Genomic DNA, 21,679 nt, shown 5'->3' with positions numbered 1-21,679 from the left:
AGTAAAGAGTAAAGATTGTTGAGCATAATCAACTTTAAAAAAACTTGAAACCTGAAACAAAAAGCATGGAATATTATAATTATCTAAAATCACTGCATCTTATATTTGTAATAACCTGGTTCGCGGGTTTGTTTTATATTGTACGTTTATTCGTGTACCAAATTGAAGCCAACGAAAAGCCATCTCCTGAAAAGGAAATTCTACAGGCGCAATACAAAATAATGACCTATCGTTTGTGGTATATTATTACTTGGCCATCGGCAGTTTTGGCAAGTGTTTTTGCTTTTTGGATGCTGTTCTTTACAGATGCAGGTCATGTATGGATGAAAATGCCGTGGATGCATGTAAAATTATGTTTCGTTTTTCTTTTATATTTATATCACGGAAAATGTCACCAGATTTTCAAACAGCTTCAAAACGATGAGGTAAAATATACTAACAATTTTATGCGTTTATGGAATGAAGGCGCTACAATTATACTCTTTGCCGTTGTATTTTTAGTAGTTTTAAAAAGTGCCATCAACTGGATATTTGGTGTAATCGGAATCTTTTTATTCTCAATAATTATTATGCTGGGATTCCGTTTTTATAAAAGAATAAGAGAGAAAAAATAGTTTTTTTAGTTTCAAGTTTCAGGTTTCAAGTTGCCACCCGCAACGGAACATGAAACTTGACACGAGGCAGAGCCGAATTGGCGAAGCAAACCTGAAACAAAAGAAACAAAACATGCTGAACAACCTAAAAATGTCAATGCTTTCATTACGAACAAGGATTTTCCTGTCGATGATTGTATTGATTGTTGTGGCATCTTTTTTATTGGCTTCCATTTCGATTATTCAATTTAAAAATGAAGCCAAAGAATATCATCAGGAACGTTTAGAACGAAAAGAAAATGCGGTAAAAGAACATATCAATTACGTTCTGGCAACCACAACCTATCCTTTAAAAACGGCTAATTTAGATTTGATTTTTAAAGATAAAATTCATGAACTGGCCCAAATTCACAAAATCGAAATCAATATTTACAGTCTTGACGGAAAACTGCTGAAATCCTCAAAAGAATCTTTTGCGGTTGATAAAGTAGCACCTCCAGTTCCGGACTATATATTGAAACTAGTTCGATCTTCTATAGAAAAACGTTTTGTTGACATTAAAACCATCGACGGAGTCAAAAACAGATCCTCATATAGTTTAATTAAAGACGAAAAATTCAAACCTCTCGGAATTTTAAACCTTCCGTATCTGGAAGACGATGGTTATTACGACAATGAGTTAAATACTTTCCTGATTCGTTTAAGTCAGGTGTATTCCTTTATGTTGATTGTGGCTTTTGCTTTGGCCTATTTCCTTTCAACTTATATCACAAAATCATTAAAAACCATTTCAGACAGATTGGAAGAAACCAATCTGGATCAGAAAAACGAGAAAATTGTTTTAGAAGCCAATAGTAAAGAAGTTAACTTTTTGATCAAGGCATATAACGGAATGGTTGACAAATTGGAAACCAGTGCTATAAAACTGGCGCAAAGCGAACGTGAAGAAGCGTGGCGCGAAATGGCAAAACAGGTAGCTCACGAAATTAAAAATCCGCTTACGCCAATGCGTTTAACGGTGCAGAGTTTTCAACGCAAGTTTGATCCAACAGCACCAGATGTAAAACAGAAATTAAACGATTACTCTGAAACCTTAATTCAGCAAATTGATACAATGACAGCGGTGGCTTCGGCGTTTTCGAATTTTGCTTCGATGCCGGCACAACAAAATGAAACTTTGAATGTGGTTGAGGTTGTTGAACTTTCACTGGATATTTTCAACGAAGATTATATTGTTTTTGAAAGTGAAGAAGAAGAAATTATCTCCAAAATGGACCGTACACAACTAATTCGCGTTATTACCAACTTGGTTAAAAATGCAACGCAGGCCATTCCGGAAAGTCAGTTTCACAAATCAATTTTGGTTACCGTGAAAAGAAGAAACAACAATGTTGAAATCGCAGTAAGAGATAATGGAATTGGGATTCAGAAACAAGATATCAGTAGAATTTTCGAACCAAAGTTTACCACCAAAACCAGCGGAATGGGACTTGGACTCGGAATTATCAAAAACATCATCGAAAATTACAAAGGAACAATTACCTTTGAATCAACTTACGGAAAAGGAACCACTTTTAGAGTTTCCTTGCCTATCACAAACTCATAAAACCACTGTCATGAACTACGAAAATCTTTTAATTTCTATTGAAGAAAGAATTGCAACGGTAACCATTAACCGACCTACAAAATTGAATGCCTTAAATAAAGCAACAATTAGTGATTTGAGTAAAGCGGTAAAATTATTGGCAAAAAATGATGATGTTCGTGTTATTATAATTACTGGAAGTGGAGAAAAGGCATTTGTAGCCGGAGCTGATATTTCAGAATTTGCAAATTATACTATTGTTGAAGGCGCGCAACTTGCGGCAGAAGGACAAGAAACATTATTTGATTTTATTGAAGGTTTAAAGAAACCTGTAATTGCAGCCGTAAATGGTTTTGCACTTGGCGGCGGATTAGAGCTGGCAATGGCTTGTCATTTTAGAGTTGCTTCAGATAATGCAAAAATGGGATTACCAGAGGTAACTTTAGGATTAATTCCGGGTTACGGAGGAACACAGCGTTTACCACAATTAGTAGGTAAAGGTCGTGCAATGGAAATGATTATGACCGCAGCAATGATTTCTGCAGAAGAAGCCAAAGAATATGGTTTGGTAAATCACGTAGTTCCTCAGGCAGAACTTTTGACTTTTACAAACGTAATCGCCCAAAAAATCATTAAAAATGCGCCATTTGCTATCAGTAGAGCAATAAAAGCAATAAATGCCAATTATACAGACGGTAAAAATGGTTTTGATACCGAAATCAAATCATTCGGAAAATGTTTCGGAACTCAGGATTTTAAAGAAGGAACAACTGCATTTTTAGAAAAACGTAAAGCAGAATTTACCGGGAAATAGAGTTATACCACAGAAATACACAAAGATTTCACGAAGTTTCCCAAAGATTTATAAGCTTTGCGAAACTTTGCGTAAATCCTGGCGAACTTTGCGGTTAAATATAGCACAGAGATTTAAAACTTAGAAACTTAGCATCTCAGAACCTTAGCAACTTAAAAAAATGTACGAACCTATATTTGCTCTTTTTTGTGAGCGTGTGAAAGAAAGCATTCAAAGCGGCACTTTTGCAAAATTAACCTTAGCCAAAACAATGGGCGATACTGAAATTAAGAACATCTATTTTAGATTAGTTCTTAATGAAGATAATACGTATTCAATTTCATTGACGACTCGTTACAAAACAGAAGAAGTTGAAAGCATTCATACTTTAGATGAAGCTTTATTGGTTTTAGGAACTTACATCAAAAATCCGTTTTTGACAGCTCTTTTGTTTACAACTGATAATGATGTGACTTTTAAAGTAAACAAAAAGAACGCCGGAAGTATCATCGAACAAGAACCAACATTTAAAAATGCGTCTCCGGTAATGCTTGAAATGATCGAAAAAGGGATTGTTTAAAAATTAAAATTTATGGACGAACTGAAAACAATGTTATGGAAGCAATTTGGGGCCGTACTAGATATGCTCGAAAGTTCCATTTTGGTTTGTCCGGAAAGTTTTTGGGATAAAAAAGATTTTTGCTATTCTGCTTATCATACCCTTTTTTGGATTGATTATTATTCGTCTACAGAACCTGATACATTTTCTCCGCCCAAACCGTTTTCTTTATCTGAATTAGATCCCAAGGGAATTTTACCTGAAAGAGTTTATTTAAAACAAGAATTGTTAGAATATCTGGAGTATTCCCGTAAAAAAGTCTTCTTTTTAATTGATGGACTAAATGAAAAAACTTCAAAAGAAAGATTCATCACCAAAAAGAAAAACTACAATAGAATTGAGATGATCCTATACAACATGAGACATGTTCAGCATCATGTTGGACAATTGAATATGTTATTGAGACAAAATGAAGATGTTGCAGGGAAATGGGTTTCTCAAACCGATAAAAAATACTGATGAACAAATATGTCTTATTTTAGGAGAATTAAAATTTTATCGTTCTTTTATTGTAAAACAACTTCCTAATTTTGCCGAAAAATTAATAGCTAAATTATTTTCAGATGAATGTTTATACAATGTCACACAGGCTGAAAGTTTTTATTGTAGTTTTTTCCATTTTACTAATACTCACGTTTGGGAGTTTGTTAATGGTTCCTTTCATTACATTGCCTCCAGATTCATTGGCATTTCAAATATATGTCGAAAGTTTATCGACAGGCTATTTGTTTTATTTGACTCCTGTATTGAGTTTTATCATGATCATTTTTGCGGTTCTTTTAATAATAAATGCTTTTAATAAAAAAGTTGTTTTCACTAATGATGCCATAATTTCAAAGGATATATTTGAAACCCGTAAATTGATTTTTAGTGAGATAAAGGGTTTTGGAATAAGTAATTTTATGCTTTATATTGAAACAAATTCGAACGCTAAAAAACGAATTGCAATCAATGTATTAAGTTTGAACAAAGTAGATAATTTGATGCAAAATTTAGAAAGCAAATTCGTTAATCTGGATTTTCTTGTAACCGAAAAAGCCTAAACCAGCTTGACAAACAAATTCGAAGCAATCTTATTCGAAATTGATAATTCCCTACCGTCAACTTTTATTTTGACCGATAAATCGAAAGATTCTTTGGACAAGAATTCAATTTTAGAACCTAATGCAATTTCTTGTTTGTCCAGATATTTCAGGAATTCAGATGAAGTATCTTTCACGCCTACGCAAACACCAACCTGATTTTCGGTCAATTCAGAAAGCAGCTGTTTTTCAATCTTAACAATTCTTCCATTTGCATCCGGAATCGGGTCGCCATGTGGATCTTCCGTTGGATTACCCAAAAAATCATCCAGACGGTTAATCAATTGCTCAGATTTGATGTGTTCCAATTGTTCAGCAATATCATGAACCTCATCCCACGAAAAGTTGAGTTTTTCGACTAAAAACACTTCCCATAAACGATGTTTTCTAACAATCATTTTGGCGGCTAATTTTCCGTTTTCCGTCAAAGAAACGCCCTGATATTTTTTATAATTCACTAAATCTTTCTCAGACAGTTTTTTAAGCATATCCGTAACCGATGAAGCTTTCGTTTCCATCATTTCGGCAATCGCATTTGTGCTGACTTCCGTTTCTAGTGAAGCAGTAAGATGGTATATCGCTTTAAGGTAGTTTTCTTCTGAAAAAGTCATTTCTTTTATTTTTGAGGTTCAAAGCTGCAAAGGGACAAAGGTTCAGAGTTTTCAAACCTTTGTCCCTTTGCAACTTTAGTACTTTGTCCCTATTTTTTAACAATCAACAAAGGTATAGAAATTTTATGTCTCAATTTGTCTACCGTTGTGCCAAATAAAATATCTTTTAAGCCAGTGTGGCCGTGGGTTCCCATTACCAGAATATCGAAATTTCCCTGATTGATAATCTTCGGGATCACGGTGTTAGGTTTTCCAAAGCCAAGTTCAGTTTCGATCTTGAAACCTTTCTGCGAAAGCATATCTTTATATTCTAATAATAACTTTTCATCAACTGTCGTTTCGTGATCGTCGACATGACCTCCGTACATTAATGCACCAACAGTTTCAACAATGTGAATTAAGGTGTATTGCGCTTCGATTCCGCCCAGTTCAAACGCACTGTTTAGTGCAGCTTCATCGGCTTTCGAGAAATCGACTGAAATAGCGATGTTTTTCTTGCTGTAAACGGTTCTTGGCGTATATTCAAGTTTTAAATGATGAGGTGAATGATTTTCGATATTCGATTTTATTCTGGCAATAAATGGTTTGAATACGATGTAAAGCAACAAAGCCAGAAAACTAAAAGCAAGCGGAACAACCGTAAACCATAGAAACATGGGATGATTTGAACTTTCAAGCCATGAAGTAATCTCGTCATAAACTAACTTAGCGTTTAGCGTTACGATAATCGAAGCAATAATCCAGGCTGCAATTTGGGTTATTTTGGAAATATGAAACCCTTTCATTTTGGTTTTATCGCTGACAAAATGTATCAGCGGAATAATCGCAAACCCCAATTGTAAACTCAAAATAACCTGACTTAGGATTAAAAGTTTTCCGGTTACACTTTCGCCATAAATTAAAATCACGATTACGGCAGGAACAATGGCAATTAAACGCGTTATGATTCGGCGTACCCAAGGCTGAATCCTTAAATTTAAATAACCTTCCATTACGATTTGTCCGGCTAAAGTTCCGGTTATGGTCGAACTTTGTCCGGCGGCGATTAAGGCAACGGCAAATAAAATGGGAGCCCATTTTGTTCCCAACAACGGTTCCAGAAATTCGTGCGCATCCTGAATTTCGGCCACCTCAAACATTCCGTTTTTATAAAATGTGGCTGCTGCCAAAATTAAAATAGCCGCATTTACGAAAAAGGCCAGATTTAAAGCAATCGTAGAATCGATAAAATTGTATTTCAAAGCTTGTTTGATTCCGGCCGGAGTTCGGTCGAATTTTCTGGTTTGCACCAATGAAGAGTGCAGATACAAGTTATGCGGCATTACCGTCGCACCAATAATTCCGATAGCGATATATAAAGCAGCTGAACTCGGAATCGAAGGGATCAATCCGATAATTACCTTATCAAGTTCCGGTTCTGCAAAAATCATTTCAAAAATAAAAGAGAATCCAATAATCGCCACTAAAGCGATAATAAACGCTTCCATTTTTCGAATGCCTTTATTGATTAAGAATAATAAAATGAAAGTATCTAAAACGGTAATCAACACACCTTCAATAAGTGGAATACCAAATAATAGATTGATTCCAATTGCCATTCCTAAAACTTCGGCTAAGTCGCAGGCGGCTATGGCAATTTCGGCTAGAAAGTATAAAATATAATTGATGAATTTAGAATAGGTTTCTCTCGAAGCCTGTGCCAAATCACGTTGTGTTACGATTCCTAGTCTGGCACTTAAACTTTGCAAAAGTAAAGCCATTAGGTTACTCATTAGTAAAACCCAAAGTAAAGAATATCCAAACTGACTTCCGCCAGCGATATCTGTTGCCCAGTTTCCGGGATCCATATAACCCACACTTACTAAATAGGCGGGGCCTAAAAAGGCTAATATTTTTCTGAATCCTGTTTTTTTATGTTCTGTAGCAACTGATTGGTGAACTTCTTCTAAAGATTTGGTCATTGTAAAAAATGTTGTTTAAACAAATATAGGGATAAATTGTGTTCGCACAACAATATTTTTAGGCAAGCCTAAATCTTAAATGTTAGAATTTAAACAATTTGGGCATAATCCTGATAAGGTGAAATTTATCTCCTTAACTTTATAATTATGCGGCATAATATAACTCGGCTTAACATTTTCAAGGCAAGTAATCTCGTGGCAGTTTTCACAGCTGAAATGTGCATGATTATGTATGTGTACACGCTGATGAGAATGGTTGCATTTTGCATACTTAACCGTACCGTCAAGATTAGAAATTTTATGAATAATATCATCATTCATTAAGCGATCCAAAATTCTGTAAATCGTAACACGATCACAAATATCGTTCAATTGTTTTTGAATTTCTGTATGAGAAAGTGCAGTTTTAGATTTCTCAAAAACCTCTAAAACGGCTGTCTTTGCTGCGGTGTTACGTGTTGTTTTCATTGTGATATGAATTAATAAATATTTAACGCAACATTGTTGCAGTTGATTTTAATGTGTATATTTGCAACAAAATTGCATTAAGCAAATGTACAAGAAATGAAGAAAACATCCACATCCTTTTACGATATTTTAGGAATTTCCAGCGCGACTGTTTGTTTGGTTCATTGCCTGGTTTTTCCACTCCTGACCATTCTGCCATTGGGGTTAAGTCACAATCCTTTTATTGATTTATTTTTTGCTGTAATTGGTTCGATTGCAGTTTTCAAAATTATCAAAAAATCCAATCTGTTGGTGGCAACTATCCTTATTATTTCAATGGTATTAATCTGGGTTAGTGTTTTGAGCGAAATAATTCTGGACATTCATCTTGACCTGATATTTATTGGAGGTACGGGAATGATACTAGGGCATCTTTTAAATTATAGATCACATAAAATTAGCAATCATTAAATTAAGAAAGTATGATACAGCAAAAAGATTTTGAAATAATTATTGTTGGTGGAAGTTACAGTGGACTTTCAGCAGCTATGAGTTTAGGTCGTTCTTTGCGACAAGTGTTGGTTATAGACAGTGGTTTGCCTTGCAACAGACAAACGCCGCATTCTCATAATTTTATTACGCATGACGGTGAAAAGCCTGCTGTTATTTCGGCGAAAGCCAAAATACAAGTTGACTTTTATAATACAGTTCAGTTTTATAGCGGAACTGCCGTAGATGCAATTAAAACCGAAAAGGGTTTTGAAATTAAAACGGAAGATGGAAAAACATTTGCATCAAAAAAAATACTCTTTGCAACCGGAGTTAAAGATTTACTTCCGGAAATAAAAGGTTTTGCAGATTGCTGGGGAATTTCCGTTTTGCATTGTCCGTATTGTCACGGTTACGAAGTGAAAAAAGAGAAAACCGCAATTATTGCCAATGGTGAAATGGGATTTGAATATGCGAAGTTAATTTCAAACTGGACAAAAGAATTAAGATTATTAACCAACGGACAATCAACTTTAACATCAGAACAAACTAAGATTCTTAAGAAACATCAAATTGAAATTATTGAAGACGAGGTTGATTCATTGGAACATGAAAATGGGAATATTCAAAGTGTCGTCTTCAAAAATCAAACAAAAATTGAAGTAAAAGCCATTTATCACAGACCACCTTTTGAACAGCATTGTTCTTTGCCGGAAACTTTAGGCTGCGAATTAACAGAGCAAGGTTTAATAAAGGTTGATATGATGCAGAAAACAAATATTCCGGGTATTTATGCAAGTGGAGATTCAGTAATTCAGGCACGATCAGTTGCAATGGCAGTTTCTTCTGGATCTTTCGCCGGCGCTTCTATCAATAAAGAGCTTATTGAAGAATCATTTATTTGATTTTTTCGCCACGAATTGCACGAATTAAATTCGAGAAAATTAGTGTAATTCGTGGCAAAAAATATTTCCAAATAGCTGAATCAAAACACTTTTAAAAGTTTTTAGCTTGAGAATTGTTATTTGTCAAATTTAATTTTTAGTTTTGTCTAAATTTAATTTTATAACAATGAAAAACTCAATATTAATATTGATTTTGTTTACTTTACAATTCTCGTTTGCTCAGGAAACCACTTCTGTATCTGGTTTTGTATCTGGCGAAGGAAGAAAGATACAAGCCGCAAGTGTATATTTACAGGGAACCAACCAAAAAACAGTTACGGATAGTTTGGGATATTATTCGTTAGAAAATGTTGCTATAGGAAATCATACCATTCAGATTTCTTATTCAGGCTTTCAAACTTTAAAAAAGAAAATAGAAGTCACAAAAGATGCTATCAACACATTCAATTTTGAATTAACCGATAATCAAAATCAACTAAATGAGGTTGTTGTTTCAGGAACCTTAAAAGCAGTGAAACGATTAGAAAGTGCCGTTCCGGTTGAGGTTTATTCACCGGTTTTCTTCAAGAAAAACCCAACAGCTAGTATTTATGAAGCGCTTCAAAATATTAATGGCGTTCGGCCACAGCTTAATTGCGGTGTTTGTAATACAGGCGATATTCACATTAACGGACTGGAAGGTCCGTATACATTGGTTTTGATTGATGGAATGCCTATTGTAAGTAGTCTTTCGACGGTTTATGGTTTATCCGGAATTCCGAATTCTTTGGTGGAAAGAATTGAAATTGTAAAAGGTCCCGCTTCGTCATTGTACGGAAGCGAAGCTGTTGGCGGTTTGATTAATATTATTACTAAAAACCCAACAACTGCTCCGGTGTTTTCTGCGGATTATTTTACCACTACTTATTTTGAAAGTAATCTTGATTTGGGAACGAAGTTTAACGTTGGAAAAGCAACTTCTCTTATAGGCGTCAATTACTTCAATTACGATCAGGTGATCGATAAAGACAAGGATAATTTTACCGATGTAACGCTTTCTGAACGAATTTCGGTTTTTAATAAATGGAATTTTCGAAGAAATAACAATCGTCTTTTTACGATCGCTGCACGAGGAATGTATGAAGATCGTTGGGGCGGAGATGTTCGTTGGGAGAAAAAGTATAGAGGCGGGGATGAAGTGTACGGTGAAAGCATTTATACCAAAAGAGGAGAATTAATAGGAAGCTATCAATTGCCTTTTGAAGAAAAACTGATGCTTTCGTTTTCCGGAAATGTCCATTATCAGGACAGTCGTTATGGAACAACATCTTATATAGCCAATCAGAAAATTGGATTTTTGCAGTTGACCTGGGATAAAAAAATAGGTCGAAATGATTTACTTGCCGGAATCGCCAATCGATATTCGTATTATGACGATAATACTACAGCAACAAAGGAAGCAGAAAGTACATGGCTGCCTGGAATCTTCGTTCAGGATGAAATTACGCTTTCGCCAAAGAGTCAGGTTTTGCTGGGAATGCGTTACGATTATAACTCCATTCACGGTTCGATTTTTACACCGAGATTTGCTTACCGATGGAAAAAAAGCGACAACACCATTTTTAGATTCAATGCCGGAACAGGATTTCGGGTTGTGAATTTATTTACAGAAGATCATGCAGCACTTACGGGTTCGAGAGATGTTGTGATAAAAAGTGATTTGAAACCGGAACAATCCATTAATGCAAACCTGAATTATATTCAAAAGATAAACTTTACCAACGGAACTTTTATCGGAATTGAAACCACGGCTTTTTATACCCGATTCAGTAATAAAATCATATCAGATTATGAAACAGACCCCAACAAAATCATTTATGACAACATCAACGGTTATGCCATAAGTCAGGGAATCAGCACGAATGTTGATGTGAATTTTCCAACGGGATTAAAATTCATTTTAGGCGCAACGGTTCTGGATAATAAAAATGTAGAAAACGGAATTTCTGAAAGACCATTTTTAACGGAAAATTTTACCGGAACCTGGAGCATTTCATATAAAATAGAATCCTTAAATTTATTATTGGATTATACCGGAAATGTTTACAGTCCGATGAAATTGCCTTTATTGAGTGAATATGATCCGAGAAGTCCAGAATCTCCTTGGTATAGTATTCAGAATATTCAGTTTACATATTCCGGCTGGAAGAATTTTGAGATTTACGGCGGAATCAAGAATCTGTTGAATTTTACTCCAAAACAAAATAATCCGTTTTTGATTTCAAGAACAAATGATCCTTTTGATAAAAACGTACAATATGATTCGGCAGGAAAAGTATTGGTTACACCCGATAATCCGTACGGTTTAACTTTTGATACGACTTATGTTTATGGACAAAACCAGACAATCCGTGGTTTTTTTGGATTGCGATATACTTTGAGGTAAAATGATATGCTACAGATTTCACAGATTAAAAGGATTTTTTTTCGCCACGAATTACACGAATTATCCCGAATTTAATTAGTGAAAATTGGTGAAATTCGTGGCAAACTTTCTTTCAAAATCCTTTTAATCTACCACTCCTGATAGCAATCGGGAGTAGCAAAAAGCAAAACAAAATGAAAAAACTAGCCATAATTACCTTCTTTCTGGGAATTACTTCAACAGGATTTTGCCAATTAAAAAGCAGAACTTTTGAGGCGATTGATAGTTTACAACAACTTCAAAAGAGAAAAATTGTCGTTTTTATTCATACCGATTGGTGCCAGTTTTGCCAAAGAATGAAAAATACGACTTTTAAAAATCAGGAAATTATTGATAAACTGAATTCAGATTTTTACTTTATCGATTTTAATGCTGAAGAAAAAAAGGAAGTTACGTTTAACAACCAGCTTTTTAAATATCAGCCAACAGGAAATAATGTTGGTGTTCATGAACTTGCTTTGCAATTAGGAACCATCAACGGACAAATTGTATATCCGGTTTTATGTGTTTTGAATGAGAAAAACGAAATTATTCTACAATACAATAATTATCTTGATTCTACCAGTTTTAAACTGCTTTTAGAAAAATTGAAAGAATAAAAATCCTTATTTTTGAAAATGGATTCTTCTCAAATCAAACACTTCGATTACATTTTTACCGGAACAGGTTTAGCAGCTTTGATGACCGTTTATAAAATGGTTTTGTCCGGAAATTTTGCAGATAAGTCTATTTTACTTTTAGATGAAAATCAAAAGAAAACCAATGACAGGACCTGGTGTTTTTGGGAAAAAGAAGAATCTGTATGGAATTCTGTCATCTCAAAAAAATGGGATTTGGCGTTATTTGCCAATGAGAATTTTAAACGTGATTTGGCGTTGAAGCCTTATCAATACAATCAAATTCGAGGTTTAGATTTTTATAATTTTGTTTTTGACAAACTTTCGAAACAATCCAATATTGTTTTTTCGCAAGAGAAAGTAACCGATATCAACGAACTTGAAACGCACGTTTTTATTGGAACAGAAGAAAATAGATACACTTGTAATTATCTCTTCAATAGCATTTACACTAAAGCTTTTGCTTTAACTCAAAGTAAATATCCGGTTTTGCAACAGCATTTTGTGGGTTGGTTTGTGAAAACTGAAGCTGAAATCTTCAATCCAAAACAAGCGACTTTCATGGATTTTTCGGTAGAGCAAAAAGGCAATACACGCTTTATGTACGTTTTGCCAACTTCTAAAACAGAAGCTTTGGTTGAATATACTTTGTTTTCAGAGAATCTGCTTTCAAAAGAAGAATATGAAAAAGAAATTCGGCTTTATCTACAAAAACTTGGGGCTCAACAATATGAAATTTCAGAAAAGGAGCAGGGAAGTATTCCAATGACATGTTATCCTTTTTGGGAGAAAAACACCAAACGCGTTCTGAATATTGGAACGGCCGGAGGCTGGACAAAAGCAAGTACGGGTTATACTTTTAAAAACTCTGATAAAAAATCAACCCAATTAGTAGCATTTCTTCAAGATAAAAATCTCAAAATGTCTTCCTTTCATAAAAAAAACCGCTTTTGGTTTTATGATTTATTGCTTTTGGATATTTTGTATCGTCATAACGAATTGGGAAGTGCTATTTTTTCTTCTTTATTCAGAAAAGGAAATCCTGCTTTGATTTTTAAATTTCTTGATGAAGAAACAAACTTAGCAGAAGATTTTAAGGTTATTTTAAAATGTCCTAAGATTCCATTTATTAAGGCTTTGTTTCGGGTAATATTTGCTTAGAATTTTTGTTTCACGCAGATTTAAGCAGATTTGTTTTGATTTTTTATGGAATAACTTTAAATGAATCTGTGGGCATCTGCTTAAATCTTCCAAATCTGCGTGCAACTTCTTTGCCTCTGTAAAAATGCCCTATTCTTTTATTTTAAGAACTTCTACAGGCGACTAAAGACTCATTTAACATCTAATTTTGCAGATGAAAACAATGTAAATCTAGCTTAATCGCTCATTTACGATAATGAATTTAATTGGCAAATTTATGGGAATTACAAAACACTTAAATTTTGATATAGAAACAAAGGCAATAGGAAAAATTTGCAAAGCACTTGGACATCCAACGCGAATTCAAATTATGACCCTTTTGTGGAAAAGAAACAATAGAACTTGTGGTGAAATTGTTGAACTGATTCCATTAGCACAATCAACAATTTCCAAGCATTTACTGGAATTAAAAAAAGCAAATCTGGTAAGTATAAAAAATGAAGGGAAGAAAACAATCTATTCTATCGACGTTGACAATATAGAAATACTTAAAAAATATTTGACCAGTTACCTTTCAACTATTGAAATTGCAGAACAAAATAAAGCAACTGTTTTAACTACACGACACAGAATAAGCAGAAACAGCCATTTGAAAGAACACAATTATCAATTTGCTCATAAAAAGATAAAAGAGGCAATTTAGATTTTACTAGTAGAATTATTGAAAAAACACTGCATGTATTTATATCATTTTGTTTGATTTAAATCTCATATCGAACTATAACAAAACTTTATACTTCAAATTTACTAGTTGCGAGTAATCTTTGTAACTTTGCAAGATCAAAAGTAAAATTTAAAAGATAAAAATATGTATCCAGAAGAAATGGTAAAACCAATGCAAGCTGAACTTACTGCTGCAGGTTTTCAAGATTTACATAGTGCTGACGCTGTAGATAATGCTATCAAAGCTGAAGGTACCACTTTAGTTGTTGTAAACTCTGTTTGTGGTTGTGCTGCAAGAAACGCACGTCCGGGAGCAAAAATGAGTTTAGAAGGAGCTAAAAAACCAGATCACTTAATTACTGTATTTGCAGGTGTAGATAAAGAAGCTGTTGATGCTGCAAGACAACATATGTTTCCTTTTCCTCCATCTTCGCCATCTATGGCTTTGTTCAAAAACGGAGAATTGGTTCACATGTTAGAGCGTCACCACATCGAAGGTCGCCCGGCAGAATTAATCGCTGAGAATTTGCAAGATGCGTTTAACGAGTATTGTTAATTAGGTTCAAAGAAGCAAAGGTACAGAGGTACAAAGATTTTAAAAAGCACTATTATTTTAGTGCTTTTTTATTTTTACTAAGTTTTGTTAAAGCTTAGAATCTTAGCAACTCAGTATCTCAGAACCTTTGTTCCTTTGAGACTTTGCTTCTTTGAACCTTTTTTGTACTTTTGCACCTCAAAAAATAATTTCTAAACTTAAAACTGTTTATAGCATGCAACTGTACAACACTTTGAGCGCAGAAGAAAGAGCCATCATGATTGATGATGCCGGTAAACAACGACTAACGTTGTCTTTCTATGCGTATGCCAAAATTCAAGATCCCAAAAAATTTCGCGACGATTTATTTTTAGCCTGGAATAAGCTCGATGCTTTAGGCCGAATTTATGTTGCCAATGAAGGAATAAATGCTCAAATGAGTATTCCTGAAGAAAATTTAGAAGCTTTTAGAGCAACTCTTGAAGTTTATGATTTCATGAAAGGCATACGATTAAATGAAGCCGTAGAACATGATGATCATTCCTTTTTAAAACTTACCATTAAAGTTCGCGATAAAATTGTTGCTGACGGTTTAAACGACGAAACTTTTGACGTTACCGATATAGGCGTTCACTTGAAAGCCAAAGAATTCAACGATATCCTTGATGATCCAAACACAATTGTAGTAGATTTTAGAAATCACTATGAAAGTGAAGTGGGGCATTTTAAAGGCGCGATTACTCCCGATGTTGAAACTTTTAGAGAGAGTTTACCAATAATCAACGAACAACTTCAAAATCATAAAGAAGATAAAAACCTTGTAATGTATTGTACAGGCGGAATTCGCTGTGAAAAAGCAAGTGCATATTTTAAACATCAGGGATTTAAAAATGTGTATCAATTAGAAGGTGGAATTATCAATTACGCCAAACAAATTGAGGCCGAAGGTTTAGAAAGCAAATTCATCGGAAAAAACTTTGTATTCGATAATCGTCTTGGCGAAAGAATTACCGATGATATTATCTCACAATGCCACCAATGCGGAAAACCTTGTGATAATCATACTAATTGCGAAAACGACGGATGCCATTTATTGTTTATTCAATGTGATGAATGTAAAACGGCAATGGAAAACTGCTGTTCTACAGAATGTCTAGACATTATTCATATGCCTTTGGTAGATCAAGTTCGTTTGAGAACCGGAAAACAGGTTGGAAACAAAGTGTTTAGAAAAGGAAAATCTGAGAATCTAAAATTCAAACATTCAGGTGAGTTACCAAATACTGCCTTGGCTTCATCCGAAAAGCCGGCTGATATTCGTCAAAAAATAAAAATCAAAAAAGTACTTCTTGGAAAAGCCGAACATTACTATGTAAAAGCGCAGGTTGGACAATTTACTATCGAAAATCAAGAACTAAACATTGGCGATAAAATCTTAATTTCCGGACCTACTACAGGTAATCAGGAATTGGTTTTAGAAAAAATGATCGTTGACGGCGCAGAAACTACGACTGCTAAAATTGGAGATAAAGTTACTTTTGAGATACCATTTCGCATTCGTTTGTCAGATAAATTGTATAAAATTGTAAATTAGCAAAAATTTTATGCTAATTTATTTATGTCACAGTCTTTTACCAAATTATGAATTCATGTAATTTGGGCAACAAAAAATCGTCAGGAATTAATTGATTATTCAATTGACAAAAAATTGTACGATTTCATTCATGAAGAGTTAATTCATCTAGGTTGCCCTGTTAGAATCATAAATGGAATGCCAGATCATGTGCATGTTTTATTTTTACAAAATCCACAAAAAACAATCTCAGACATTGTAAAGCAAATAAAAGGAAGTTCTTCTCATTTTATAAATAGAGGAGAATTTATCCTTGAAAAATTTGCTTGGCAAACAGGCTATGCGGCTTTTTCAGTCAGTGAATCTCAGTTAGATATCGTTTACCATTACATAAAAAATCAAAAGAAACATCATCTAAAGAAAAATGGACAAGATGAATTTGATGAATTTGTAAAATTACATGGATTGGGGAATAAATGAATGTTTAATAATCCGTCTCCCGTGTTTAAAACCACGGTCTATATTGAAATACCACACACAAAAGACAAAACATAGCCTGCGGTTTTAACCGCAGGGACGTAATGTATATCTACAACGATATTATTATTCCGAAAGGTTGATCGACATCGATACGTTTCCCGTGGTTGAAACCACGGTCTATATTGAAATACCACACGCAAAAGGGAAAATATAGCCTGCAGTTTTAACCGCAGGGACGTAATGTATATCTACAACGATATTAAATCCCGAAAGATTGATGGGCATCTATACATCTCCCGTGGTTGAAACCACGGTCTATATTGAAATACCACACGCAAAAGGGAAAATATAGCCTGCGGTTTTAACCGCAGGACGTAATGTATATCTACAACGATATTAAATCCCGAAAGATTGATGGGCATCGATACATCTCCCGTGGTTTCAACCACGGGCTATATTGAAAATACCACACACAAAAGCAAAATATAGCCTGCGGTTTCAACCGCAGGACGCAAAGAATATTTACAACGATACTAAATCTGGAAGGTTGATCGCGATCGATACGTTTCCCGTGGTTGAAACCACGCTATATTTAAAAAATACACACAAAAAGCATTGCCTGTGGTTTAGCCATTGAGCACAATACAAATAAAAATGACAACAAACAACAAAATCGAACTTATGGCTCCTGCGGGTAGCTTTGAGTCTCTTCAGGCTGCACTAGATAATGGCGCAGATTCTATCTATTTTGGTGTAGAACAACTTAACATGCGTGCGCGTTCGACAGTAAATTTCACTATGGATGATTTGCAGGAAATAGCTAATCGTTGTGAGGCTAAAAATGTTCGAAGTTATCTGACTTTAAACACCATTATTTACGATCATGATTTATCGGTGGTAAAAACACTTTTGAACAAAGCCAAAGAAGCCAATATTACTGCGGTTATTGCATCAGACCAAGCGGTTATCGCAATGGCAAAAAGTATTTCGATGGAAGTTCATATTTCTACACAACTGAATGTAACCAATATCGAAACTATAAAATTCTACAGTTTATTTGCAGACACAATGGTTTTAAGTCGCGAGTTGAGTTTGCGTCAGGTAAAGAAAATTACGGACCAAATTGAAAAAGAGCAGATAAAAGGACCGAACGGGAATTTGGTAGAAATTGAAATTTTTGGACACGGTGCATTATGTATGGCGGTTTCGGGAAAATGCTATTTGAGTTTGCATTCGCATAATTCATCAGCAAATCGTGGCGCTTGTAAGCAAAATTGCCGTAAAAAATATACCGTTATCGATCAGGAAACTGGTTTTGAAATTGAATTGGATAACGAATATATGATGTCGCCAAAAGATTTATGCACAATTGATTTTCTGGATCAGGTAATTGATTCCGGAATTCAGGTGCTGAAAATTGAAGGCCGTGGCCGTGCGCCGGAATATGTAGCAACGGTTATCAAAACGTATCGCGAAGCAATTGATTCTTATTATGACAAATCATTCTCTAAAGAAAAAATCAAAATTTGGATGGAAGCTTTGAATACGGTTTACAATCGCGGATTCTGGTCAGGATATTATTTGGGTCAGGAACTAGGCGAGTGGAGCGATATTCCGGGATCTGCAGCAACGCAAAAGAAGGTTTATGTTGGAAAAGGAACACATTATTTCCCAAAAGCAGAAGTTGGACAATTTAAAATTGAAGCTTATGATATAAAAATTGGGGACAAAATCCTGGTAACAGGACCAAGTACAGGTGCTCAGGAAATGATTATTGATGAAATGTTTGTGGGTGATATTACTGCTGAAAAAGCAACAAAAGGAGATGATTGTACTTTAAAACTTCCGTTCCGAATCAGAATGTCTGATAAATTATATAAAATTGTTGAAGCATAATGGTTATCGTAACTTTACAAAGAGACAAATGCATTGGCTGTAATTACTGTGTCGAAATGGATCCGGTACATTTTCAAATGTCCAAAAAAGACGGAAAATCAGTTTTGATTCATTCTGTAAATGCAAAAGGATTTTTTACCTTAAAGTCTCCCAATCACACCATTGTTGAAAGTTGTGAGTTGGCAGCAAAAGCTTGCCCGGTGAAGATTATTACGGTCAAGGAGACTTAGAAATGATATAGAAAAGAAAAGAGCCGCAACTTGCGGCTCTTTTTATGTTTAAACTTCTTCAATACTTTCCTCGATTTTATCCCATTCTTCGGCTGTCCAAAATAAGGCAATGTGAAGATTGTATAGGCCGATAGCGCCATAAATTAATGCACAAGTATAGTACAAACCAGTCGGCATATCTTGGTATAAAAAGTATATCGCCATTATGCCCAACAGTCCAAAAGCAATCCAAATACCAATTTTAAAATATAATATAAAAATATACAGTAAAATAACGGCTAAGATCAGATAAATTAAGTTTTCGCGGCTTAATCCGATTGCAATAAACTTGTAGATGCCATATACAGTTGCAAAAAATAAAATGAACAACTGAAGAAAAGATCGATTTTGCTGTTCTTTATCTTCCATTTCAAGATATTCAACATTACTTAATGGGATGCTCTTGCGGAAAAAAAGAAATAATGGAATCAAATTAATTACTGGGATAAAACTTAAAAAATAGATCCATAAGGGTCTTCTTCGTAATGCAGTTAATTGTAAAAGCAATAGCTGTGAAAACAGTAAGTATACAAATGCAACTTGAAAAATAATGCGAAAAAACTCAAATATACTATAGAAAATAATTTCAAATCTAGAATTCATATCTCCAAACCAATGTTGGGAGAAGTTTTCTGTGAAGTTCAAATGAAGAGCAAATAAAGAAGTAAATAGAATTATAAAGTGCGCCGTGAACTTTTTGTTTGTTATAAATGAAGCAGATGGCATTTTTATAAAATTCTTAAAAGAGAATCCGGCATCTGATAAAAATAGAAAATAGAAAAAAGATAGTGGGATAAAAACATTTGAAACCGCAGTTCCATAAGAATAAACAGGTATAAGTAAATCGTTATTCAGCATTAATGATCCAAGTTTTTGATATATTGGACTGATGCTTACTATGGCAATAATTCCAATCAAATATCCTATTAAGCTTATTTTTTTTTCATAAAGTATTTTTCCTCTTAATGCACCGTATAAAGCATATGTTGGGAAAAAACCCATGATGAAATAAATAGTAGACAATGATTTTGGAGTTCCTGATCCATAAAAATTGGAATAAACATTGATTACGTACAAAGTTGCATATGGTAAGCAGATTAAGAGAACAAACTTAATTTTATCATATTTTTTTTCATAGACTGTTTCCCAGCAAAGCATTATTATTGTAATTAATATGCCGATAAATCCATTAAGGATTTCTGCCCATATCGGTAATTCCTTAGCACTATTAAGAGGGTCAAATAATTCAAGCATTCCATAACCTCCCGGTCTTGAAATGTAAAAATTATTTGTGATAAACTGCCTGATGATAAAAAGAAAGGCAACAATAGCAAGAGGGTATAGAATATTTTTAAACTTTGAAAAATTAAAATGGTTAAAGTAGTTTGTTTCTTCGTTTAGTTCGTTTAATACAATTTGGTTGTTCATTAAGCTAAGGTTTGGTTTGGGACGGTTTTGGTTTTATGCTAAATCATAAATTATTGTAAACTTAACAAATTTTAGTACTTCTGGAATAAAAAAAGTAAAACCCTATTTGATTATTAACCTTTTAAAATTTTACTTTTTTCAGTATCAAATTCTTCTGAAGTTAATATTCCGGCATCTAAAAGTTCTTTCAAATCTAACAATGCTTTTTTCTTTCCTTCCATAGAATTTGAAACATCAGTTTTTTGAGGTTCTTGTTGGTGAATTGGAGTAACAACAGTTCCCGAAGGAGCATATTTTAGAATCATTTCGGTAATTTCATTAAAACCTTTCACATTCGAATAATCAATCGCTTTTTGTTCTTTTACGTTTACAATTGAGGCATCGGCTTTGTTATCAAGTAAATATTTTACCACATCTTTCTTTCCGTTTGCGGCACTGTAATGTAAAGGCGTGTTCCCGGATTCATCCTGAATATTGATGTTTGCTCCAGCTTCAATTAGTAATTTTACCATGCTCAAATTACCTTTTTTGGTAGCCACATGCAAAAGACTTTCTCCGCCATAATTATAAGTTGTGTTTAATGTAAAGCTAGATTCGTTAGAAATATTGGTAGCGCTAACAATCCAATCCAGATAATCATTCATTGAAGAAGTATCGCTGGCCAAAGGTTTGCTGTAGTTTACATCAACTCCATTTTCTAAAAACAAAGAAACAATTTCCTTTTGATTATTTGCGCAAGCGTACCAAATAGGCGAATATCCATTATTATTGGATACAAAAACATCGGCTCCTCTTTCAACTAAAAGCTTAGCAAGCATTCTGTTGGTTTCGTAACAGGCAATTAAAAGTGCGTTTTCGCCGGCATGATTTGCATGATTAATAGCTGCACCATTATCAAGAAGCAGTGTCACCATCGGGATCAATTTTGTATAACAAGCATAAAGTAAAGGTGTATTTCCTTGTTTGTCGGTTACATTTATATCGGCACCTTTGTCCAAAAGCAATTGAATAATTTCTCGGTTTAATTTTGCGGATGCCAGTAAAAGAGGAGTTTCACCATTGTTATTCAGTAAATTAACATCAATTCCTGCTTCAAGCAACTTTGTTGCAATTTCAATTTGAGCAGTCTGAACGACTAAATGCAAAAGGCTATTTCCGTATTTATCGTTTTTGGTAATTTCCGCACCATTTTCTAAAAGATACAAAGCAGTTTGTTTCTGTTTTTGCAAACAGGCAAAATATAACGGTGTTTCTCCCTGATGGTCTTCATAATTAATATCGGCGCCATCTTCGGTCAATATTTTTACAATATCCAAATATCCTCTGTGCGCGGCATAGTGTAATGCGGTTCTTCCTCTTTCGTCTGTATACTTTACATCGACTTCTTTATTTTGAAGAAGTAACTCGGCTATTTTTCTGTTGCCGTTTTCACAGGCAATTATAAATGACATTGACATGTATATGTTTTT

General features: G+C 34.3%; 22 protein-coding genes. 17 read left to right on the top strand and 5 right to left on the bottom strand.

The window, feature by feature from the left end; translation table 11 throughout:
* Positions 1–65: 65 nt before the first annotated feature.
* From BUE22_RS07170 to BUE22_RS07145, 6 genes are all read left to right on the top strand, one after another.
* Positions 66–614, top strand: coding sequence for a CopD family protein (locus BUE22_RS07170; RefSeq protein WP_073394387.1), 549 nt, complete (start codon positions 66–68; stop codon positions 612–614).
* Positions 615–783: 169 nt separating this feature from the next.
* Positions 784–2,199: an ATP-binding protein gene (locus tag BUE22_RS07165; protein ID WP_082036914.1), complete on the top strand. Its 1,416-nt coding sequence runs from the start codon at positions 784–786 to the stop codon at positions 2,197–2,199.
* Positions 2,200–2,209: 10 nt separating this feature from the next.
* The gene (locus BUE22_RS07160; RefSeq protein WP_073394386.1) at positions 2,210–2,992 is read left to right on the top strand and encodes an enoyl-CoA hydratase/isomerase family protein; all 783 of its coding nucleotides are present in this window, start codon (positions 2,210–2,212) and stop codon (positions 2,990–2,992) included.
* 160 nt (positions 2,993–3,152) lie between these two features.
* A complete protein-coding gene (locus BUE22_RS07155) occupies positions 3,153–3,551 on the top strand; it encodes a hypothetical protein (protein ID WP_073394385.1) in 399 nt (132 codons plus the stop codon).
* Positions 3,552–3,563: 12 nt separating this feature from the next.
* On the top strand, positions 3,564–4,049 hold the full coding sequence (locus tag BUE22_RS07150; protein WP_073394384.1) for a hypothetical protein: 486 nt from the start codon (positions 3,564–3,566) through the stop codon (positions 4,047–4,049).
* A gap of 104 nt (positions 4,050–4,153) precedes the next feature.
* A complete protein-coding gene (locus tag BUE22_RS07145) occupies positions 4,154–4,633 on the top strand; it encodes a hypothetical protein (RefSeq protein ID WP_124020488.1) in 480 nt (159 codons plus the stop codon).
* On the opposite strand, the gene BUE22_RS07140 is transcribed toward BUE22_RS07145, so the two are convergent.
* The 3 genes from BUE22_RS07140 to BUE22_RS07130 form a co-directional block, all read right to left on the bottom strand.
* Entirely contained in the window at positions 4,630–5,283 is a 654-nt protein-coding gene (locus BUE22_RS07140) for a metal-dependent transcriptional regulator (RefSeq protein WP_073394382.1), read from the bottom strand. The two genes, BUE22_RS07145 and BUE22_RS07140, sit on opposite strands and share 4 nt — an antisense overlap.
* 89 nt (positions 5,284–5,372) lie before the next feature.
* Positions 5,373–7,244, bottom strand: a complete 1,872-nt coding sequence (locus BUE22_RS07135; RefSeq protein ID WP_073394381.1) for an Nramp family divalent metal transporter — start codon at positions 7,242–7,244, stop codon at positions 5,373–5,375.
* Positions 7,245–7,319: 75 nt separating this feature from the next.
* Positions 7,320–7,712: a Fur family transcriptional regulator gene (locus BUE22_RS07130; protein ID WP_042563589.1), complete on the bottom strand. Its 393-nt coding sequence runs from the start codon at positions 7,710–7,712 to the stop codon at positions 7,320–7,322.
* Between the two features lie 96 nt (positions 7,713–7,808).
* On the opposite strand from BUE22_RS07130, the gene BUE22_RS07125 reads away from it, so the two are divergent.
* The 11 genes from BUE22_RS07125 (at position 7,809) to BUE22_RS07075 (ending at position 18,743) form a co-directional block, all read left to right on the top strand.
* On the top strand, positions 7,809–8,162 hold the full coding sequence (locus tag BUE22_RS07125) for a MerC domain-containing protein (protein WP_042563588.1): 354 nt from the start codon (positions 7,809–7,811) through the stop codon (positions 8,160–8,162).
* A gap of 11 nt (positions 8,163–8,173) precedes the next feature.
* Positions 8,174–9,085, top strand: a complete 912-nt coding sequence (locus BUE22_RS07120) for an NAD(P)/FAD-dependent oxidoreductase (RefSeq protein WP_073394380.1) — start codon at positions 8,174–8,176, stop codon at positions 9,083–9,085.
* A gap of 166 nt (positions 9,086–9,251) precedes the next feature.
* Complete coding sequence (locus BUE22_RS07115) at positions 9,252–11,510, top strand: TonB-dependent receptor (RefSeq protein WP_073394379.1); 2,259 nt, start codon at positions 9,252–9,254, stop codon at positions 11,508–11,510.
* Positions 11,511–11,683: 173 nt separating this feature from the next.
* Complete coding sequence (locus BUE22_RS07110) at positions 11,684–12,148, top strand: thioredoxin family protein (RefSeq protein ID WP_073394378.1); 465 nt, start codon at positions 11,684–11,686, stop codon at positions 12,146–12,148.
* Positions 12,149–12,166: 18 nt separating this feature from the next.
* On the top strand, positions 12,167–13,327 hold the full coding sequence (locus tag BUE22_RS07105; protein WP_073394377.1) for a lycopene cyclase family protein: 1,161 nt from the start codon (positions 12,167–12,169) through the stop codon (positions 13,325–13,327).
* Positions 13,328–13,583: 256 nt separating this feature from the next.
* Positions 13,584–14,009 (top strand): ArsR/SmtB family transcription factor, encoded by a 426-nt coding sequence (locus BUE22_RS07100; protein WP_159438468.1) that lies wholly within the window; start codon positions 13,584–13,586, stop codon positions 14,007–14,009.
* A 165-nt stretch (positions 14,010–14,174) separates the two neighbouring features.
* Positions 14,175–14,585 (top strand): BrxA/BrxB family bacilliredoxin, encoded by a 411-nt coding sequence (locus BUE22_RS07095; RefSeq protein WP_029271207.1) that lies wholly within the window; start codon positions 14,175–14,177, stop codon positions 14,583–14,585.
* Positions 14,586–14,799: 214 nt separating this feature from the next.
* Positions 14,800–16,158, top strand: a complete 1,359-nt coding sequence (trhO, locus tag BUE22_RS07090; RefSeq protein WP_073395006.1) for an oxygen-dependent tRNA uridine(34) hydroxylase TrhO — start codon at positions 14,800–14,802, stop codon at positions 16,156–16,158.
* 51 nt (positions 16,159–16,209) lie between these two features.
* Positions 16,210–16,617 carry an IS200/IS605 family transposase gene (gene tnpA, locus BUE22_RS07085; protein ID WP_317043535.1) on the top strand — a complete coding sequence of 136 codons (408 nt, stop codon included), beginning with the start codon at positions 16,210–16,212 and terminating at the stop codon, positions 16,615–16,617.
* A gap of 654 nt (positions 16,618–17,271) precedes the next feature.
* Positions 17,272–18,513, top strand: coding sequence for a peptidase U32 family protein (locus tag BUE22_RS07080; protein WP_073394375.1), 1,242 nt, complete (start codon positions 17,272–17,274; stop codon positions 18,511–18,513).
* On the top strand, positions 18,513–18,743 hold the full coding sequence (locus tag BUE22_RS07075; protein WP_042563582.1) for a ferredoxin: 231 nt from the start codon (positions 18,513–18,515) through the stop codon (positions 18,741–18,743). The genes BUE22_RS07080 and BUE22_RS07075 overlap by 1 nt, the downstream gene beginning before the upstream one ends.
* Before the next feature lie 48 nt (positions 18,744–18,791).
* Here BUE22_RS07075 and BUE22_RS07070 read toward each other — a convergent pair whose 3' ends face one another.
* Both BUE22_RS07070 and BUE22_RS07065 read right to left on the bottom strand, forming a co-directional pair.
* A complete protein-coding gene (locus BUE22_RS07070; RefSeq protein WP_073394374.1) occupies positions 18,792–20,210 on the bottom strand; it encodes a hypothetical protein in 1,419 nt (472 codons plus the stop codon).
* A gap of 113 nt (positions 20,211–20,323) precedes the next feature.
* Positions 20,324–21,661 carry an ankyrin repeat domain-containing protein gene (locus BUE22_RS07065; protein ID WP_243396773.1) on the bottom strand — a complete coding sequence of 446 codons (1,338 nt, stop codon included), beginning with the start codon at positions 21,659–21,661 and terminating at the stop codon, positions 20,324–20,326.
* Positions 21,662–21,679 lie beyond the last annotated feature (18 nt).

Source organism: Flavobacterium pectinovorum (assembly GCF_900142715.1).
GTDB classification, from domain to species: Bacteria; Bacteroidota; Bacteroidia; order Flavobacteriales; family Flavobacteriaceae; genus Flavobacterium; species Flavobacterium pectinovorum.
Note: the sequence above shows the minus strand (reverse complement) of the source record. Positions and strands in the feature narration are given on the sequence as shown.

Bases quoted from the DNA above. Each gene is read 5' to 3' on its own strand.
- BUE22_RS07095 (WP_029271207.1), top strand. From the start codon at position 14,175: ATGTATCCAGAAGAAATGGTAAAACCAATGCAAGCTGAACTTACTGCT.
- BUE22_RS07165 (WP_082036914.1), top strand. From the start codon at position 784: ATGATTGTATTGATTGTTGTGGCATCTTTTTTATTGGCTTCCATTTCG.
- BUE22_RS07120 (WP_073394380.1), top strand. From the start codon at position 8,174: ATGATACAGCAAAAAGATTTTGAAATAATTATTGTTGGTGGAAGTTAC.
- BUE22_RS07150 (WP_073394384.1), top strand. From the start codon at position 3,564: ATGGACGAACTGAAAACAATGTTATGGAAGCAATTTGGGGCCGTACTA.
- BUE22_RS07135 (WP_073394381.1), bottom strand. From the start codon at position 7,244: ATGACCAAATCTTTAGAAGAAGTTCACCAATCAGTTGCTACAGAACAT.
- BUE22_RS07115 (WP_073394379.1), top strand. From the start codon at position 9,252: ATGAAAAACTCAATATTAATATTGATTTTGTTTACTTTACAATTCTCG.
- BUE22_RS07080 (WP_073394375.1), top strand. From the start codon at position 17,272: ATGACAACAAACAACAAAATCGAACTTATGGCTCCTGCGGGTAGCTTT.
- BUE22_RS07130 (WP_042563589.1), bottom strand. From the start codon at position 7,712: ATGAAAACAACACGTAACACCGCAGCAAAGACAGCCGTTTTAGAGGTT.
- BUE22_RS07125 (WP_042563588.1), top strand. From the start codon at position 7,809: ATGAAGAAAACATCCACATCCTTTTACGATATTTTAGGAATTTCCAGC.
- BUE22_RS07140 (WP_073394382.1), bottom strand. From the start codon at position 5,283: ATGACTTTTTCAGAAGAAAACTACCTTAAAGCGATATACCATCTTACT.
- BUE22_RS07110 (WP_073394378.1), top strand. From the start codon at position 11,684: ATGAAAAAACTAGCCATAATTACCTTCTTTCTGGGAATTACTTCAACA.
- BUE22_RS07070 (WP_073394374.1), bottom strand. From the start codon at position 20,210: ATGAACAACCAAATTGTATTAAACGAACTAAACGAAGAAACAAACTAC.
- BUE22_RS07155 (WP_073394385.1), top strand. From the start codon at position 3,153: ATGTACGAACCTATATTTGCTCTTTTTTGTGAGCGTGTGAAAGAAAGC.
- BUE22_RS07170 (WP_073394387.1), top strand. From the start codon at position 66: ATGGAATATTATAATTATCTAAAATCACTGCATCTTATATTTGTAATA.
- BUE22_RS07145 (WP_124020488.1), top strand. From the start codon at position 4,154: ATGAATGTTTATACAATGTCACACAGGCTGAAAGTTTTTATTGTAGTT.
- BUE22_RS07100 (WP_159438468.1), top strand. From the start codon at position 13,584: ATGGGAATTACAAAACACTTAAATTTTGATATAGAAACAAAGGCAATA.
- BUE22_RS07105 (WP_073394377.1), top strand. From the start codon at position 12,167: ATGGATTCTTCTCAAATCAAACACTTCGATTACATTTTTACCGGAACA.
- BUE22_RS07075 (WP_042563582.1), top strand. From the start codon at position 18,513: ATGGTTATCGTAACTTTACAAAGAGACAAATGCATTGGCTGTAATTAC.
- trhO (WP_073395006.1), top strand. From the start codon at position 14,800: ATGCAACTGTACAACACTTTGAGCGCAGAAGAAAGAGCCATCATGATT.
- BUE22_RS07160 (WP_073394386.1), top strand. From the start codon at position 2,210: ATGAACTACGAAAATCTTTTAATTTCTATTGAAGAAAGAATTGCAACG.
- BUE22_RS07065 (WP_243396773.1), bottom strand. From the start codon at position 21,661: ATGTCATTTATAATTGCCTGTGAAAACGGCAACAGAAAAATAGCCGAG.